We start from the raw sequence: 17703 nt of genomic DNA on the forward strand, positions 1-17703 counted from the left end.
CCGTCACCCTGCTCCGGCACACCGAGCTCTCCCTGCGGTCCGTCGCCCGCGCGCTGCGCACGGGCACCGCCGACCCCCAGCCCGACCCGCTGCCCGCCGCCGTCACCGCCTTCGACGCCGTCCGCGCCGGCGCGCTGCGCGGCACGCCCACGGAGCGGCTGCGCCAGGACGCCGTCGCCCGGGCGGCCGCCGAAGGCACCCGGCTGGCCACCGAGGCCGCCCGCATCGCCCTCGGCAACGGGCCCCCCGCCGGCCACGGCCCGCTGCCCGGAGGCGACGCCCGCGCCGCGCAGCCGGGCGCGGACGTCTTCGGGTACGCCGCCGCGCCACCGCACCTGCTGTGGTGGCGGCGCCTGCGCGTCCACCTGACGCCGCACTCGGTCCACCTGCAGAACGCCCTGCGCCTCGCCGCCGCGCTCGCCTGCGCGCGGCTGGTCGTCGGCGCCCTCGACCTCTCGCACGGCTTCTGGGTGCTGCTGGCCACGCTCAGCCTCATGCGCACCTCGGCGGCCGACACCCGGGCGGCCCTGCGCCCCGCCCTCACCGGCACGGTCGCCGGCGCGGCCGTCGCCGCCCTCATGCTCTACGCCGTCGGGGACCGGCCCCTCTTCTACGCCGTCGCGCTGCCCCTCGTCGTCCTCATCGGCTTCACCGCGGGCCCGCCGCTGGGGCCCGGCTGGATGCAGGCCGCCTTCACGCTCGTCGTCGTCTTCGTCTTCACCCAGTTCTCCACCGCCGACTGGCGCCTGTCCGAGACGCGGATCCTGGACGTCCTCGTCGGCGGTGCGATCGGCGTCGTCGCGGGCCTGCTGGCCTGGCCGCGCGGGGGCCGCGGCGAACTCGGGCGCGACATGGCCGACTTCCTCACCGAGTGCGCCGTGGCCACGCGCGCCGTGACCGCTCTGCTGGGCGACGACCGCTTCCAGCGCGAGCGCTCCCGCGGCGACCCGCTGCAGCCCGCGCGGCGCGCCCTGCACCTCGCCGAAGCGTCGTTTGCCCAGTACTTGACGGAGCGCATGCACCGCGACCGGCCGGAGCCGCACTGGGAAGCCGCTCTGGCCACCGGGCGCGCCGTCGTGCACGGCGCCGAACTCCTGCTGATGACCCACCAGGAAAGCCTCCGCGAACCCCTCCCGCCGGGCCCGGCCGCCGCCCTGACCGGCCTCGCGGGGCAGGTGGCGCACGAGGTCCTGCGCGCGGCGGACTCCCTGCGCAGCGGCGGCCCGCGCGAGCCCCGCACCACCGTCTCCCGCTACCCGGCTGACGAGTCCGGCCCGCTGCGCCGCGCCGCCGAGGGACAGCAGGGCGTCAGCGACGCCCACATGCTGCTCATCGTCGACACCGAGGCGTGGCTCACCGGCGTGGCCCACGACGCCGTGCGCACGCGGGCGGCTCCGCCCCGGGCGACGGACGTGCCGGCCACACGTCGCGCGGACCCGCCGGATGCGTGGCCGGCGGACGGGCCGGGGGCCGCGGACAGCTTGTGGCACCCCTCTTCTCCGGGTCATCCGGCTCGTCCAGGGCATCCGGCTTCTCCGGACCCTCCGGCTCGTCCGGCTCCTCCGCCGCACGGGGGCGGACGACCAGGACCGGGCACCGGGCGTGCCTGAGGCAGTGGCGGCTGACCGAGCCGTGCACCAGCCGGTGGACCGGGCCGTGGCTGCCCGCCCCCATCACCAGCATGTCCGTGTCCCGCGCCGCGCACGCCACCAGCGCGGGCCCGGCGTCCGCCCGCACCACCCGGGGGCGCACCCGCAGGCGCCGCACGTCCTCACCCAGTGCCTTCCGGCAGGTCCGCGACAGCGTGTCGCGGGCCGCTCGCTCCCAGTGGGTGCAGACGTCGGGCGGCGCCGGGTGGACGGCGTCCGCGGCCTCCCCGCCGGGCGGCTGCCAGGCGAGCACCGGGCAGAGCTCGGCTTCGTGGCGCGCCGCCTCCTGGGCGGCCTGCCTGAGGGCGGCCACGCTGCCGGGGGAGCCGTCCACTCCGACGACGACGCGGGTCACGTTCCGGGGCATGGGCTCGGTCCTTTCCGCTCGTGGTCCCGTTGCTGGTCCTGTTGCTGGTTCTGTCGCTGGTCCTGTCCCTCCTCGGGCCCACGCTAGGAAAGGGAATCTCCGGACGGCATCGGCCGTACGGCCGAAATGGGCGAATGGTGCGAAATGCTGGAAAGGGTGGATTCGGGGACCGGCCCGGCCAGGCGGCCGACGACCTGGCGGGCCTGGCGGACGACGTTCCGCAGGTGGTTCGCGAAGGGGATGCGGACGTGCGTGCCGACCCCCACCACCCACACGCGCTGCGGCGGTGCCCCCGGCCCGGTCCGTACCCGCAGATCCGCCTCCAGACGGCCGGCGGCCGTGCCCCCGACGGCCGTGCCCCCGGCGGGCGCGCCGTCCAGGTGGAGGGCGGTCCGCTCCCGGTCCCAGTGCAGGACCGGCCGCTCGAAGCCCGTGGCGTTGACGACGTAGTCGTACGCCTCCGGTGCCGCCCCCGAGCGCTCCACCCGCCACAGGCCGCCCTCGAAGGAGACGGCCCGCGGATACGGGCGGGCCACGCGCAGCATCCCCGAGTCGAAGTGGGCCAGCAGCCGCCGGGCGTTCACACGGGCCAGCGCCGTCGCGTAGCGGTCGGTCAGCCAGGCGAACTCCGCCGACAGTTCCTCCAGCCGGCCCGCGGGCAGCCCGGGAGCCAGCTCGATGAGCTGCTCGATCATGGGGACGATCACGTCCGGCCAGGCGCAGGCGCCCGCCTCGGCCAGCGCGGTCTCCTCGCGCAGCCGCCGCACGGGGTCGCAGGCGCGGGAGACCTGCAGGCGCAGCGGGCGCCGGCCGGACAGCCGTACCGCCTCCACCACGCAGCGCACCAGCCGGTCCGCCAGGTACGGGTCCGCCGGGTCGAGGCGGGAGATGCGCTCCAGCGGCGGGTACGCGCGCACCGGCGCGGCGAGGGACTCGCGCACGGCGGGCAGTTTCCCCGACGGCGAGGTGAGCGTGGTGCGGTGGCCGTCGCGGCACAGCAGCAGCGCCGCGTCCGTCGCCGACTGGTGACTGCCGACGACCAGCACCCGCGAGCGCGGGCGCAGGCCCTGCCGGATGCGGCTCGCCGGATAGGGGCTGTCGACGTAGCGGGGGTGGTGGCGGAACTCCTCGAAGCCTCGGGGGATGCGGGGGCGGTGGACGCCGGTGCAGACGACGACGTCGTCGGCGCGCAGCTCCTCGCCCGTGCTCAGCCGCACCCGGTGGCCGCCCCGGCCGTCCGCCGCCAGCGCGCCGATGCTCACCGCCGAGGCGCGTACGTGCTCCACGGTGATGCCGGCCCGCCCGGCCTGCTCCCGCGCCCGGGCCGCGCGGTCCGCGCAGTACTCGGCCATGCGGGCGCGGGGGACGCAGTCCTTCGCCGACCCCGTCCAGCCGTGCGCGCGCAGGTGGTCGACGAAGTCGTCCGGCCGGTCGGCGAGGAGCGAGTTGAGCTCGGCGGCGGAGTTGCACAGCAGCAGCGGGTCCTCGTCGCCGAACGCGAGCCCCCAGCCCACCGGGCGGGGATCCACGACGCGGACGGCTCGCACTGGGTGCGGCGGGCGGCGGTCCGCGAGCACACCGACCAGCTGCACCAGCAGACTGGTCCCGGCGACCCCGCCGCCGATGACGACGACCTCCCGGCCGGCGACACCCTTCACACGCACCGCCCTTCCCCCGGCTCTCCCTCCGGGCCTCCCAGGGCACCCTGCCCAGCCGGCCGGCCCCCGGAACCCGCCCTTACCCCGGTCTCCGGATGCGGGCCACCCGTCCGGCGGTTACGTTCCGGCTGTGGACCGTCCCTCCTCCGAAGGCCCTCCTGAGCAGGCGCAGGCGCAGGCGCAGGCACAGGCGCAAGGGCTGCCGCGGGCGCAGGCCCGGGCGGGGGCTCCGGCGCAGGCGGGGGCCCGGGCTCAGGCCGACCCCCGGCGCTGGGCGATGCTCGCCGTCCTGTGCGCGAGCCTGCTGCTCGTGGCCATGGACGCCACGATCCTCAACGTGGCCCTGCCCTCGCTCATCAACGAGCTGCGGCCCGATGCCCTCGAACAGCTGTGGATCATCGACATCTACGGGCTCGTCCTCGGCGGCCTGCTCGTCACCGCGGGCGCGGTCGGCGACCGGTTCGGCCGGAAGCTGCTGTTCACCGCCGGCTTCACGGTCTTCGGCGCGGCCTCCGTGCTCGCCGCCACGGCCGGTATCACCGAAAGCGTCCCGCAGCTGATCGCCGGGCGCGTCCTGCTCGCCGTCGGCGGCGCGATGGTGATGCCGTCCACCCTCTCCCTCATCCGCACCCTCTTCCCGGACCCCCACGAGCGCACCCTCGCCATCGGGATCTGGGCCGCCGTCGCCGGGGCGGGCGCCGCGATCGGCCCGCTCACCGGCGGCCTGCTGGTGAACGCCTACTCCTGGTCGGCGGCCTTCTGGGTGAACGTGCCCGTCGTGCTCGTCACCGTCGTGGCGGCCGTCCTCCTGCTGCCCGAGTACCGCAGCCCCTCCCACCACGACCTCGACCTCGCCGCGGCGCTGCTCTCCGTCGCGGGCGTGGTCCTCACCGCCTGGGGCGTCAAACACCTCGCCGGCGGCTTCCGGCCCGCCGACCTCGCCGCTCTGCTCGCCGGCCTCGCGGCCCTGACCTGGTTCGTCCGCCGCCAGCTGCAGTCCGCCGACCCGCTGCTGGACGTCCGCCTCTTCGGAAGCCGCCCCTTCCTGGCCGCCGCCCTCGCCACCCTCATCGCCATGATGGGCATCGGCGCGGCCCTCTACCTGATCTCGCTGTGGCTGCAGTACGTCCGCGGCTACGACGCCCTCGCCGCGGGCCTGCACACCCTGCCGGCCGCCCTCGCCCTGCTCGCCTCCTCACTGCTGACCCCGTGGCTGCTGCGCCGCACGGGCGTCCGAACGGCCCTGACGACGGGTCTGGCCGCCCTGCTGTGCGGCTTCGTGCTCCTCGCGGCCACGCCCCGGCCCCTGGGCTACGGCACGGTCGCCGCCGCCCTCGTCACCTTCGGCATCGGCGACGGCATGGCGATCACCGCCGCCGCGGCCGTCATGGTCGCCGCCGTCCGCCCCGAACGCGCCGGCCAGGCGGGCGCCGTCTCCGAGAGCGCCTACGAACTGGGCATCGGCTTCGGCGTCGCCCTCCTCGGCAGCATCCACACCACCCTCTTCCGCTCCGGCATGCCCAGCGGCTTCACCCCCGCCGCCCGCGACTCGGCAGGCAACGCCGACCGGGCCGCCCACTCCCTCGGCTACGACTCCCCCGAGGGCCGCGCCCTCCTCACCGCAGCGAGAACAGCCTTCGACAACGCGCTCGGAACCACGTCACTGGTATCGGCGGCCATCGTGGCAGCGGCCGTCGCCCTGGCAGCCTTCCTCGTCCCGAAGAACTTCCGCGCGGACTCGGCGCACTAGAAGTTCCTCTCGCTTGCCCTTTGTGACGCAGTACACAGAAGCTGATGGCCCCTATGCGGCGTTGATGGGCCATTGACCCGATATCCCTGGTGTAGACCGCAAGAGTTGCGCCCTCTACGTTTTCGTCTTGCAACCTTTACGTGGTCTTCACGTTCGGCTCTGGGGAGGGCTGGGGGGATGTTTCGTCGTGCGCGCTTACGCCCGTTCGCCGGTGCGATTGCTTGCGGGCTGGGCCTGGTCCTGACGGCCGCCGCATTACCCGGGACGCACACGGAGGCGGTGGCCGCGTCACTTGTGGATCCGGCACGTGCCCACCGTGCCGGAAGCGGCCGGGGATCGGCTCCTCCGGAGCAGGAAGCTCTGGCCCAAGCGAAGCGCTCCGGGATGAACGTGGAAGTGACCTCGCTCCGTGGAGAGAGCCGGGACGTCATCGCGACCCCGCAGGGGACCTTGGAGGCCCGTGAGTACGTACGCCCGGTCAGGGCGCGCGTGGCGGGTGAATGGAAGCCGGTGGACACCTCACTGGTGAGAACCGAGGGAGGGGCGCTCGCACCACGCGCCGCAACTCTGGGCCTCCGGTTGTCCGGAGGCGGAGCGGCCCCGATGGCCGAACTCGACCGGGGCGGCCGGAAGATGGCGCTCTCGTGGCCGTCCGCACTGCCGGAGCCCCGCCTGGACGGTGACACAGCCACGTATCCGGAAGTCCTCCCGGACGTCGATCTGCGCGTGACCGCACAATCGGACGGATTCACCCAGCTCCTCGTGGTGAAGTCGGCCGCGGCGGCGGCGAACCCGGAGCTGGGTCAGCTCCGTCTGAAGATCAGTGGCGACGGCATAGCACTCGAAAGGGCCCCGCAGGGCGGACTGACCGCCGTCGACAAAGGCGCGGGCGGTGCCGTGTTCGAAGCGCCCGCCCCCATGATGTGGGACTCCAGTGGACATTCCCCGCCGCCCGGCCGGACCGGGGCCCCCGCATCCGGGACGATCGGGAAGCCGGCGGTGCCCGGCGGCCGTGATCCGCAGCAGGAGCCGGGAGCCGGGGAATCGGGCAAGTTCGCGAAGGTCGGCGTCGACGTTCCGGCGGGCGGGCGAGAGCTGGTCCTGACGCCGGACAAGAAGGTGCTGGCCGGTCCGGACACGGTCTATCCCGTGTTCATCGACCCCCACTGGTACTCACCGCGGTCATCCGCCTGGACTGTGGCGTCGAAATACTGGTCGAGCTCGCCCCAGTGGAAGTTCAACGGTCAGAAGGACGCCGGGATGGGCTATTGCGATTGGGCCCACTGCAACCCCGGGGACACCAAGCGGCTCTTCTACCAGATCCCGACCGCACAGTTCGCGGGCAAGACGATCCTCTCCGCCGAGTTCGTCGTACCGGAGACCTGGTCCGCATCCTGCCGGAAGAAGGGCGTGCAACTGTGGCGCACGAAGGACATTTCCTCGTCCACGACCTGGAACTCCCAGGACACGTCCGGCTTCTGGGTCAAGAAGCTGGCCGAGGAGGAATTCGCCTACGGATACGAGGGCTGCGCGAGCGGTGACGGCGAGTTCAAGGTCCTCGACGCAGTCAAGGAGGCGGCCGCGCAGAGCTGGTCCTCCATGACCTTCGGACTCAAGGCCTCCGACGAGAACGACACCTACGCGTGGAAGCGCTTCTCGGACCGGGCCTACCTCCGGGTGCAGTACAACCAGCCTCCGGGCCAGATCGCCATGTCCCAGCTGGCGATGGAGTACGGCGGAATCTGCAGCACGCCCGAGAAGGCGGTCCACGTCCGCAGCCTCGGACAGATCTACGCCAACGACGTCACCGACCCCGACGGCGACGACGTCGCGGTGGAGTTCCAGGCCGAATGGGACGCAGGTGACGGCAAGGGGAACGCCGTCCACTGGAAACCGGGGCTGACGGGATTCAAGAGATCAGGGTCGGACTTCTCCGTGACCCTGCCGTCCGACATCACCGTGAACACGCCCGCGAACTGGTACGTGCGCTCCTACGACGGCCAGGGCTACTCCCCGTGGTCCTACGCCGGGTCGCCCAGCGGCTGCTATTTCGTTCGCGACCCCAGGACACTGCCCGCTCCCAAGGTCGTCTCGGGCGATTACCCGGAGTCGAGGCCGGGCTCGTCGAAGGACGGAGACGACCCCTGGTTCGACGGAGTCGGCAGATACGGCAGCTTCACCGTCGGGCCCGCCACGAAGGACGTCACGAAGTACATCTACGGCATCAACGGTGACGCCACACCGAAGAACACCGTCACGACGACCGGCGGCGCAGCACAGGTCATCAAGGCACTCCCCGGCGAACCGGGACTGAATTCCGTCACCGTGCAGGCCCTCGACAGCGCGGGCAACATGAGCGAGCCGTACACCTACCGCTACAAGGTCCGAGCGGGGCAGCCCGAACGGGCCGTGTGGCCGATGGACGACGGTGCCGGAGCCCGGCAGGCGGAGGGGACGGCCCCGGCTCGTACCGCGCAGCTGCACGGCGGCGCGAGCACCGGTGCCGAAGGCGTCATGGGCAGCTCGCTCACCCTGAACGGAACCGACGCCTATGCAGGTACCGACATACCTGTGGTGGACACGTCCGGAGGGTTCACGGTCTCCGCATGGGCGAAGCTGTCGCGCATGCCGGGTGAAGCGGCGGTTCTGGCCGCGCAGCCGGGAAACCACGCTCCCGGATTCGAGCTCTACTACTCCAAGGACTACGACCGGTGGGCGTTCAACCAGTACGCCTCGGATACCGCCGGTGCGCTGCCTGTGCGCGTCATGCAGAAGAACCCCGGAGAGGTGAAGGCGGGGGAGTGGACACATCTGGTCGGCGTGTACGACAGCGGTGACGCGGAACTGCGCCTGTTCGTCAACGGACGTCAGGAGGCCACTGCCGCCTACCGGACGCCGTGGGACGCACGCCGCGGCCTGCAGATCGGCGCGGGCTCGTACAACGGCAAGCAGGCGGCCTTCTTTCCCGGGCAGATCGACGAACTGCAGATCTTCAACAAGCCCGCCTCCGCCGACGAGGTCTACCGTCTCTATGCCAAGCAGAACATCCGTGGCCCCGGTCGCCCTGCCCGTGCCGTCTTCTCCTTCGACGAGTCAGCGGGAGCCAAGGAGGTGACAGGGCGCGCCGACGTCATGCCGGCGGTCTTCCACGGGAATCCCAAGCCCGGCGCGAGCGGTGTCGACGGGAAGGCGCTGTCGCTCGACGGTGCCCACGACTACGCGACCGTGGACGCACCCCACTTCAATACGATGGGAAGCTTCGCGATATCCGCCTGGGCCCGGCTGCCGAAGGACAAGCCCGCGCACACCGCGGTCGTCCTGACCCAGGCGGGGGCCGAAGCGAGCGGCGCAGAGCTGTACTACTCGCCCAGCTACGACCGGTGGGTGTTCAACCAGCACACCCGGGACACCGTGGATGCCCCGTCGAACAAGGTCGTGCAGAGCGCCGGCCCGCCGCCGCAAGGCGGTGAATGGACGCATCTGGTCGGTGTTCGTGACATCGTCGCCGGCACACTGACCTTGTACGTCAACGGGACGGCCGCGGGAACGGTCCCACTCGGCGCTCCCTGGTACGCCAACCGGCAACTGCAGATGGGAGCCGGGGCCTACGGCGGACGTCAGGACAACTTCTTCGCCGGCGACATCGATGACGTGCGCCTCTTCGACCGGCCTGCCTCCGCGGCCGAGGTGCAGCAGTTGTTCAGGCAGCGTGTGATCGTGAAGGGGCGCTGGCAGTTCGACACGGCGTCCGGTACACCGGCCGTGTCTCCCGACGCCCTGGACGACAAGGGCGCCACACGTCATGACATGGCGCTCACGGGGAAGGCCGAGATCGGACCGGGGCGAGTCGGTCAGGGGAGCCTGAAGCTCGACGGCGTGGACGCCGCGGCGTCCAGCCGTGGGGTCCCGGTCGACACCAGCGGCAGTTTCACGATGACCGCCTGGGCGCAACGGGTATCGGACCGGCCGGGGCGTGCGATGACGGTGATGAGCGCCGAAGGAGAGCGGCAGAGCGCCTTCACCGTTCGGTACGTGCCCGGCCCCACGGGGCCGGCGGACGGGAACGGCACCGAGGACCGGGGGCGTTGGCAGGTCTCCCTGTCCAGCAAGGACTCCGACAAGGACGTCACCCTGACGACGGCGGGAAATCAAGCCTTCGAGGACCCGGGATCCTGGAACCATCTCGCCCTCGTCTACGACGGGTTCGCCAACGAGCTGCGTCTCTACGTCAACGGAGCGCTGGACGAGTTCTCCTGTGCTGCCGGTGACGGCACGAAGGGTGACGCTCCCGACTGCGCAGGACGTTCCTCCGTGGCCGGTAACGCCGTGGCCTTCAGCGCCACGAAGTCACTGCAGATCGGCCGCACGCTGACCGGGGGCTCGCCGGGTGAGCACTGGTCCGGCCGGATCGACGACGTATGGGCGTTCCAGGGAGCCCTCACGGCGCAGCAGGTCCAGGCTCTGGCGGCGGGCAAGGACGGCCTGCCGACGCAGATTCCCATCGGCTGACCGAGCGACGCGGGCCGGGCCGTCAGGCGGCCCGGCCCGTTCTCGGCACAGCCGTCGCAAGGCTTCCGCTGCACCACGCGCACCGTGCTCGGGCGGCCGGTGGTGCCTCACCGAGGGATGGCGAGGAATGTACGGCAAGGCCGGATCAAGTATGTCGGCATGGCGAAGACGATGGGCACTCCTCGTACCTGCCGTGCTCGTGGGAACACTCTTGCAAGGCACAGGGTTTCCGGGCGCGGCCGCAGGCAACAGCAGCCTGCCCGGTGCGCCGTCGCCCGGTGAGCCCGTGGCCGGGTCGGCGGCGGGGAGCAAGCCCCGCAAACTCGACCCGGCGCCCAGGACGCCCCCGCAGGCTCCGAGGGCCCGGTGGGCCGGGAGCCGGAGTGCCGTCGTCGACCTCTCGGCGCCTGCGGGTCGTGAAGCGGGGAAGGGCGGTAGCGCACTCACTGCTGCCGGACTGCCGGTGAGCATTCTTGGGGGAGACCAGGACAAGGCGCAGGGCGCCGGGAGTGCAAAGCCGGCAGCCGGTCTTCCGGGCAAGGCCGAGGTACGTGTCCTCGACCGCAAGGCGAGTGAGCGGGCCGGTGTCCAGGGGCTCCTGTTCGCCGTCACCCCGCAGGCGTCGGCGGGTGCGGCGAAGGCCGTATCCGGCACCGCCGGTGTCCGGGTCGACTATGCGGAATTCGCCCAGGCGTACGGCGGTGGATACGCGTCGCGACTCGTCCTGACCGAACTGCCGAGCTGTGCACTGACCACGCCGGACAAGGCGGAGTGCCGGTCGTCCACACCGGTTCCGGCCGAGAACGACACCGAGCGGCAGACTCTGACCGCGAAGCGCCTGACGCTGCGCGCCGGCGTCTCGACCGTGCTGGCCGCGGCTCCGGCGGCATCGGGGGAGAAGTCCGACTACAAGGCGACTCCCCTGTCGGCGTCGGCTGCCTGGAAGACGGATCTGTCCACCGGGTCCTTCGGCTGGTCGTACAACATTCCGGTCCCCGAAGTCCCGGGAGGCTTCAAGCCCCGCATCGAGCTCGGGTACTCCTCGTCCGCCATCGACGGGCGCACAAGCAACACGAACAACCAGGCGTCCTGGGTGGGCGACGGATTCGACCTGTGGCCGGGCTACATCGAGCGCCGGTACAAGCTGTGCGCCGACGACGGAGTGAAGAACGCCGACGGCAGTAAGCCGGGCGACCTGTGCTGGGCCTACGACAACGCCACGATCTCGTTCAACGGCAAGGCCGGCGAACTGGTGCCTGCCGGGGACAACCAGTGGCGCCTGAAGAACGACGACGGGACGAAGATCGCCCGGCTGACCGGCAGCGAGCACGACAACGGCGACAACGACAACGAGTACTGGCGGGTGACGACTCCCGACGGAACCCGCTATTACTTCGGATATCACAAGCTCAACGGCTGGGCCAAGGGCAAGGACACCACCGATTCGACGTGGACCGTGCCCGTCTTCGGCAACGACACCGACGAGCCCTGCCACAAGAGTGCGTTCAAGGAATCGTGGTGCCAGCAGGCGTGGCGGTGGAACCTGGACTATGCCGTCGACCGGCACGGCAACGCCGCCGGTTACTACTACGAAAAGGAGAACAATTCCTACGGCCGCAACCTCGAGCCCAAGGACGACACCCCTTATGCCCGAGGTGGCTCCCTCAAGCGGATCGAGTACGGCCTGGCCTCGTCCGACCTGTACGGGAAGGCCCTGGCGAAGGTGGACTTCACCGGCGCCGAGCGCTGCCTGGCGGATGACAAGCAGGGCGTGACCTGTGCGGCCGACACGATCGACGACAAGAAGCCCTATTGGTACGACACTCCCTGGGACCTCAACTGCAAGGCGGACACCGAATGCGACAAGGGGCGCCTGTCCCCGTCGTTCTGGACCCGCAAGCGCCTGACGGGCATCACCACCAGCGTCCTCAAGAGCGACGGCTCGTACGCACCGGTCGACTCCTGGAACTTCGGGCACCGCTGGGGCATGGCCGACACCGACTACCAGCTCCTCCTCGACTCCGTCGAGCACACGGGCAAGTCGTCGGCTCCCTCCATCACCCTGCCGAAGACCACCTTCGCCTACACCCAGCGTCCCAACCGTCTGGACCGGACAGGTGACGGGAAGGCCCCTTTCATCAAGGAGCGCCTGTCGACGATCACGGACGAGACGGGTGGACAGACCGACGTCACCTATTCGGCCCCGGTCTGCGACTGGGCGAAGCTCCCGGCACCCGAGACGAATGCCACCCGCTGCTTTCCCCAGTACATCGGCGGCAGCAGCAGCGACGACCCCACACAGCAGTGGTTCAACAAATACGTTGTGGAATCCGTCGCCGCCACCGACCGCACCGGCGGAGCGCCGGACCAGGTCACGCGCTATGAGTATCTCGACGGCGCCGCCTGGCACTTCGACGATGACGACGGCCTGACGAAGGAGAAGTTCAAGACCTGGTCGACCTGGCGCGGATACGGGCACGTACGTGTCGGGAGCGGAGGCCAGGGGGCCGGGGGAGCGAAGTCCCAGGAGGACACCTACTTCCTGCGCGGCATGGACGGGGACAGGAAGTCCACCGGCGGCGGCACCAAATCCGTGACCGTGCCGCTCGGGAAGGACGAGGGCGAACCCGTCCTCGATCACGAATCGTCCGCAGGCTTCGCCTACAAGAAGGAGACGTATTCCGGCCCCGGCGGGAAGATCCTCTCCAGGACGGTGAACCGGCCGTGGCATCAGGAGACGGCCAAGCGCACGCGGTCGTGGGGAACGGTGACCGCGAACTTCACGGGCACCGAATCCGCCCGCACCTTCACCTCCCTGGACGACGGAGCGGGGAAGGCCTGGCGGCAGACGGGCACCTCGACGGCCTACGACACCGTGACGGGGCGCGTCACACGGGTCGACGACCACGGCGACCTCTCCGTCAAGGACGACGACCGCTGCACGCGCACTTCCTATGCGGACAACGCCGAAGCGAACATCCTCAGCCTGCCCGCGAGGGTCGAGACGACCGCCGGCTCCTGTGACACCGCGGTGGCCGACCGGTCCAAGGACGTCATCTCCGATGTCCGCACCGCCTACGACGGCGGAACCTACGGCGCCGCTCCCGACAAGGGCGACCCGACCAGCGTCGCCACGTTCAAGAAGCAGGAGGGCCCGCAGTCCACGTACCTGGAGACCGGCAAGACCTTCGACACCTACGGCCGCGAGCTGACCGCCACGGACATCACGGCCGACGTCGTCTTCGACGCGGCAGGCAACCGGGTCTCCACCGTACGACGCTCGGACGGGCGTACCTCGACCATCACCTACACCCCGGCCACGGGCTTCGCCGCCACGGTCACCACGGCCACGCCCCCGGCCAAGGCGGGCGACGCGACCACCGTGCAGACCAGCACGACGACCTTCGAACCGCTGCGCGGCCGGCCCCTCGCCAAGACCGACCCCAACGGCAGGCGCACCCTGTTCGAATACGATGCGCTCGGCCGCTCCACGAAGGTCTGGCTCCCCAACAAGCCCAAGGGTTCGGGCCCGCCGAGCTTCGAGTTCACGTACACGGTCACCGACGGCAAGCCCGTCGCCGTCGGCACCAGGTCCCTGGCCAACAACAACACCCAGCTGACCTCCTACACGCTGTACGACGGTCACCTGCGCCCCCGGCAGACTCAGGCACCGGGCCCCGGCGGGGGACGGCTGATCGAAGACACCTTCTACGACGACCGGGGTCTGGTCACGAAGACCTACGCCCCCTACTACGCCACGGGCGCTCCTGCCGCCGGCCTGTTCGCGCCGGACGACGCGCTGAAGGTGGAGACACAGACGTGGAACACCTACGACGGCCTGGGGCGCGCTGTCGAGAGCAAACAGATCGCTGGCAACAGCGAGGCCGGCAAGGTTCTGTCGGCCACGCGCACCCTCTACGGCGGTGACCGCATCACGGTCATCCCGCCGGCCGGGGGGACCGCGACCACCACGGTCGTCGACGCACGGGGACAGACCACCGAACTGCGCCAGCTGCGCTCCCGCAGCCCCGACGCGGAAGCCGACACCACGCGCTACGCCTACACCACGGCAGGCAGACTTGCTCAGGTCACGGACCCGGCGGGCAACTCCTGGACGTACCAGTACGACGAGCTGGGCCGGCAGGTCTCCGCGACCGATCCGGACAAGGGGACCACGAAGAGCGCCTACGACGACCGCAACCGGCTGATCTCCACGACGAGCGACCGGAAGGAGAAGAACGCGCTCTTCTACGGCTACGACAATCTCGGCCGCAAGACGGAGCTTCGCGAAGGGTCCCTGGCCGGACCCAAGGTCGCCGAATGGACCTACGACACCGTCAGCGGCGCCAAGGGGCAGCCCGCCTCGGCCGTACGGTACGCGGACGGCAAGGCCTACATCACCCGCGTGGACGAGTACGACTCGTTGTACCGCCCCACGAAGACGAGCATCGTCATTCCGCCCCGGAGCGACAACGATCCCCTCGCCGGCACGTACTCTTCGCGAACCGCCTACTTCTTCGGGTCCGGTGCGATCCAGTCGGTCGGCTTCCCCAAGGCGGGTTCCCTGCCGGGCGCCGTCGCCGTCTACGGGTACGACGACATCCTGCGCCCGACCGAGGTCGCTACCGACGCCGGGAAGGCGGTGGTCAGCAGCTACAGCCTCACGGGCAAACCGCTGCAGGCGAAGCTGAGCGGCCGGACCGGCAGGTTCACCCAGATCACGAACGGCTACGAGTGGGGAACCCAGCGCCTGGCCACCTCTCGCGTGGACCGGGAGAACGTCCCGGCGGCCGACCGTGCCCTGACCTATGCCTACGACGAGGCCGGCAATGTCCGGTCCATCTCCGATGCGGCTCCCGGCGGCGCGGAGACCCAGTGCTCCTCCTACGACCACCTGCGTCGCGTCACGGACGAGTGGACGCAGGGCAGTGCACCGTGCGCGGACTCCCCGGCGGGCAATGTGATCGGCGGTCCGGCCCCGTACTGGAACTCCTACACCTATGACAAGACCGGCAACCGCCTGACGGAGGTCCAGCACGACACCGGTGGCAATGGCGCGAAGGACACCAAGCGCACCTACACCTTCCCGCCCGTCGGCAAGCCGCAGCCGCACGCCCTGACCGCTGTCGACACGGTGGGACCCACCGGGACGGCCAGGGACTCCTACACCTATGACCCCACCGGCAACACGGCTACCCGGACCCTCAAGGGTGACATTCAGACGCTGGAGTGGGACGCCGAGGGCCGGCTCGTCGGGGTGTCGGAATCCAAGGAGGGCAAGACCACAAAGAAGGTCTCCTACCTGTATGACGCCGACGGTCAACGCCTGATCGGCCAGACCGATACGGAGACCACCCTCTACCTCGGTGCCACCGAAATCACCCTGGCGAAGGGGGCGAGCACCCCCAAGGCGACCCGCTACTTCGACCTGGGGAACGGCGTCCAGGCCGTCCAGACCGACGACGGCAACGCCTCTTTCGTCATAGGCGATCACCTGGGCACCGGGCAACTCGCCGTCGATGTGACCGGGGCGTCGTCGGCCCGCCGTCGCACGACGCCCTTCGGGGCACCGCGCGGCGAACAACCGAAGTCCTGGCCCGGGACCAAGGGTTTCGTCGGTGGCACCACCGACACCGCTACCGGCCTGACTCATCTCGGCGCCCGTGAATACGACCCCGGAACCGGCCGGTTCCTCAGTGTCGACCCCCTGATGGACCTCGGCGACCCGCAGTCCCTCAACGGATACGCGTACGCCAACAACAGTCCCGTCACCTTCGCCGACCCCGACGGCAAGATGGTCTGCCCCGGCGACAACCTTCCCTGCTACGACTCCGGCGGCGGCCGCGGAACCGAGGCCCTCGACGACTACGTGGACCTGGACGGCTGCGGCGGCTGCGCGGACGATCCCGAGGCCGAATATTCCGAGCCGATGGGCACCGGAAGCATCCGGGGCACGTACCGCAATCGCCAGCGCGCCTTCGAGGTCGCACTCGAAGAGGCGCCGGAAGTCATGAAGCGGTGGAAGTGGCTCGACCCCTGCCGCCTGGGCATGAGCAACGACTGCCAGAAGACTCCCTGGGACAGCGCCGCTCAGGCCTACATCTTCAAGATCATGTGCAAGCAGGAAGGAATCACCTGCGAGGGCAACGACGGCTTCCTGCGCAGCCTGGCCGACACGGCCGGATGGGCAGCGGGGCTCGAAGCACGGGCCGCCGGCGGCAAGGGGCCGCGTTCCGGTCTCAAGGGTGGGACGAGCTCCGGGGCCAAGGAAGCGGCGGAGGCCAAGGCGGTCTGTCACAGCTTCACGACCGGTACGGACGTGGAACTCGCCGACGGGCAGAGCAAGAACATCGAGGACGTCGGCGTCGGGGACGAAGTCCTCGCCACCGATCCGGAAACCGGCAGGACGGAGCCTCGCCCGGTCGTGGCGACGATCGTCACGGAGGACGACAAGGACTTCACCGACCTGACGGTGAGAACCCCCGACGGCGAAGCGTCCGTCGTCGCGACCGACACCCACCCCTTCTGGGTGACAAAGGAACGCCGCTGGACCGACGCCGGCAGCCTCCGCCCGGGCGCGGAACTCCGCACGGACAAGGGCGACTCGGTCTCGGTACTGGCGGTACGTCACTTCCGCAAGCAGCAGCGGACGTATGACCTGACGGTCGGTGGGGTTCATACATACTATGTGCGGGCGGGTGCCACGCCCCTTCTGGTACACAACTGTAATAAGCCTCTCGGTTTTGGTGGCGTCGGCGACTACAACAGTTTCGTCAACGTCCTTGACGATGGGTTGACGGCAGCCGGCCATGGTGGAACCAAGGCGGCGTTTCAGGGGAGTTCTGTAACGGGCGTCGGGTTCAAGAGTGGGAAGCCTTTTGGCGCCCATAGCGATTTCGATATCGCGCTGGGAGGGGAAGCGATCTTCAACCGGGCGAAGGAGCTCGGTATCGGGCTGCGCTCGCGGGGCACGCGAACGGGTCCCCTGTCGACTGCCAACCTCGATGCGCTCGGTTTGTCCGGTATGCAGAGCAAGCTCCAGGACATGGCTGGTGGTCGTGAGGTTCATTTCATGATCTACAACAGCATCGACGCGGCAACGGCGAGGGGGCCCAGCATTTTGGCACGTGGCTGTGGTTGTGGTTGATGAATCAGCATGGAGGAATGACCAGCGAATGGAAAAGGAGAAGAGATGAAGCACTCGCTCTACGGCGTGCGAGAGGCCGACGTGCACCAGACGGCGCGGATAATCGCAGAGGTATTGAATTGCGATTTTCAGGAACGTGAGAGTGACTACCTGGGGGTCTACTGGCTTGCCAGGGCCGCTGAAGCGCGGATCAAGGTTGTTTCTCTGTTGGCCCCCGACGGTGAGCCTCTGGAAGAGGGGTTCGAGCAGTATGAAACTCTGATCTACGTCGATGCGGAGTCATTCATCCCGCAGTTCGACGGACTGACAGCGCCGCAGGGCCCTCTTGAGAGGCTTCGCGATCCGGTATAGCGAGTGCCGGCTCACGGCCCGGCATGGGCTCGCGGATCCGGATGGTCAGGATCATGGGGCTTCGAAGGCCGGCATGGATCGTGACAGCTGCCCGTGTCCATTTTCTGGGATCGGCTGAATGGGGGGTGCCCGGCGTCGCTTCGGGCTGTCCGTGACCCTTTGCGGGTTGCTGCTGGTAGATCGGCAGGGACACGTGCGGCGCGGAAGGAGTCGGCTATGGGTGAGGCTGCGGCGTCGGGTTCAGCGCCGCCCTCCGTGGGCGCGAGTCTTGC

The 17703-nt window shown here is 70.1% G+C and carries 6 protein-coding genes and 1 pseudogene; 5 read left to right on the forward strand and 2 right to left on the reverse strand.

The window, feature by feature from the left end; all coding sequences use genetic code 11:
* A partial coding sequence (locus ACSNOH_RS12715) for an FUSC family protein (RefSeq protein ID WP_436721377.1) occupies window positions 1-1610 on the forward strand: 1610 nt, incomplete at its 5' end.
* 25 nt (window positions 1611-1635) lie between these two features.
* Here ACSNOH_RS12715 and ACSNOH_RS12720 read toward each other — a convergent pair.
* Both ACSNOH_RS12720 and ACSNOH_RS12725 read right to left on the reverse strand, forming a co-directional pair.
* A pseudogene (locus ACSNOH_RS12720) lies at window positions 1636-2016 on the reverse strand (universal stress protein); the annotation flags it as partial.
* An 83-nt stretch (window positions 2017-2099) separates the two neighbouring features.
* Window positions 2100-3680, reverse strand: a complete 1581-nt coding sequence (locus tag ACSNOH_RS12725) for an FAD/NAD(P)-binding protein (protein ID WP_436721378.1) — start codon at window positions 3678-3680, stop codon at window positions 2100-2102.
* Window positions 3681-3804: 124 nt separating this feature from the next.
* Here ACSNOH_RS12725 and ACSNOH_RS12730 point away from each other — a divergent pair, with 124 nt between their 5' ends.
* The 4 genes from ACSNOH_RS12730 (at window position 3805) to ACSNOH_RS12745 (ending at window position 17431) form a co-directional block, all read left to right on the forward strand.
* Entirely contained in the window at window positions 3805-5424 is a 1620-nt protein-coding gene (locus ACSNOH_RS12730; protein ID WP_436721379.1) for an MFS transporter, read from the forward strand.
* A 177-nt stretch (window positions 5425-5601) separates the two neighbouring features.
* Complete coding sequence (locus ACSNOH_RS12735; protein ID WP_436721380.1) at window positions 5602-9933, forward strand: LamG-like jellyroll fold domain-containing protein; 4332 nt, start codon at window positions 5602-5604, stop codon at window positions 9931-9933.
* A gap of 463 nt (window positions 9934-10396) precedes the next feature.
* A complete protein-coding gene (locus ACSNOH_RS12740) occupies window positions 10397-17080 on the forward strand; it encodes an RHS repeat-associated core domain-containing protein (protein WP_436721381.1) in 6684 nt (2227 codons plus the stop codon).
* Between the two features lie 45 nt (window positions 17081-17125).
* A complete protein-coding gene (locus ACSNOH_RS12745) occupies window positions 17126-17431 on the forward strand; it encodes a hypothetical protein (protein WP_436721382.1) in 306 nt (101 codons plus the stop codon).
* The last annotated feature ends 272 nt before the right edge of the window (window positions 17432-17703 follow it).

Source organism: Streptomyces sp. URMC 127, from assembly GCF_051386535.1.
Lineage (GTDB): Bacteria > Actinomycetota > Actinomycetes > Streptomycetales > Streptomycetaceae > Streptomyces.

Excerpts from the sequence above, each read along its gene's own strand:
- ACSNOH_RS12735 (WP_436721380.1), top strand. The coding sequence starts at position 5,602 with ATGTTTCGTCGTGCGCGCTTACGCCCGTTCGCCGGTGCGATTGCTTGC.
- ACSNOH_RS12745 (WP_436721382.1), top strand. The coding sequence starts at position 17,126 with ATGAAGCACTCGCTCTACGGCGTGCGAGAGGCCGACGTGCACCAGACG.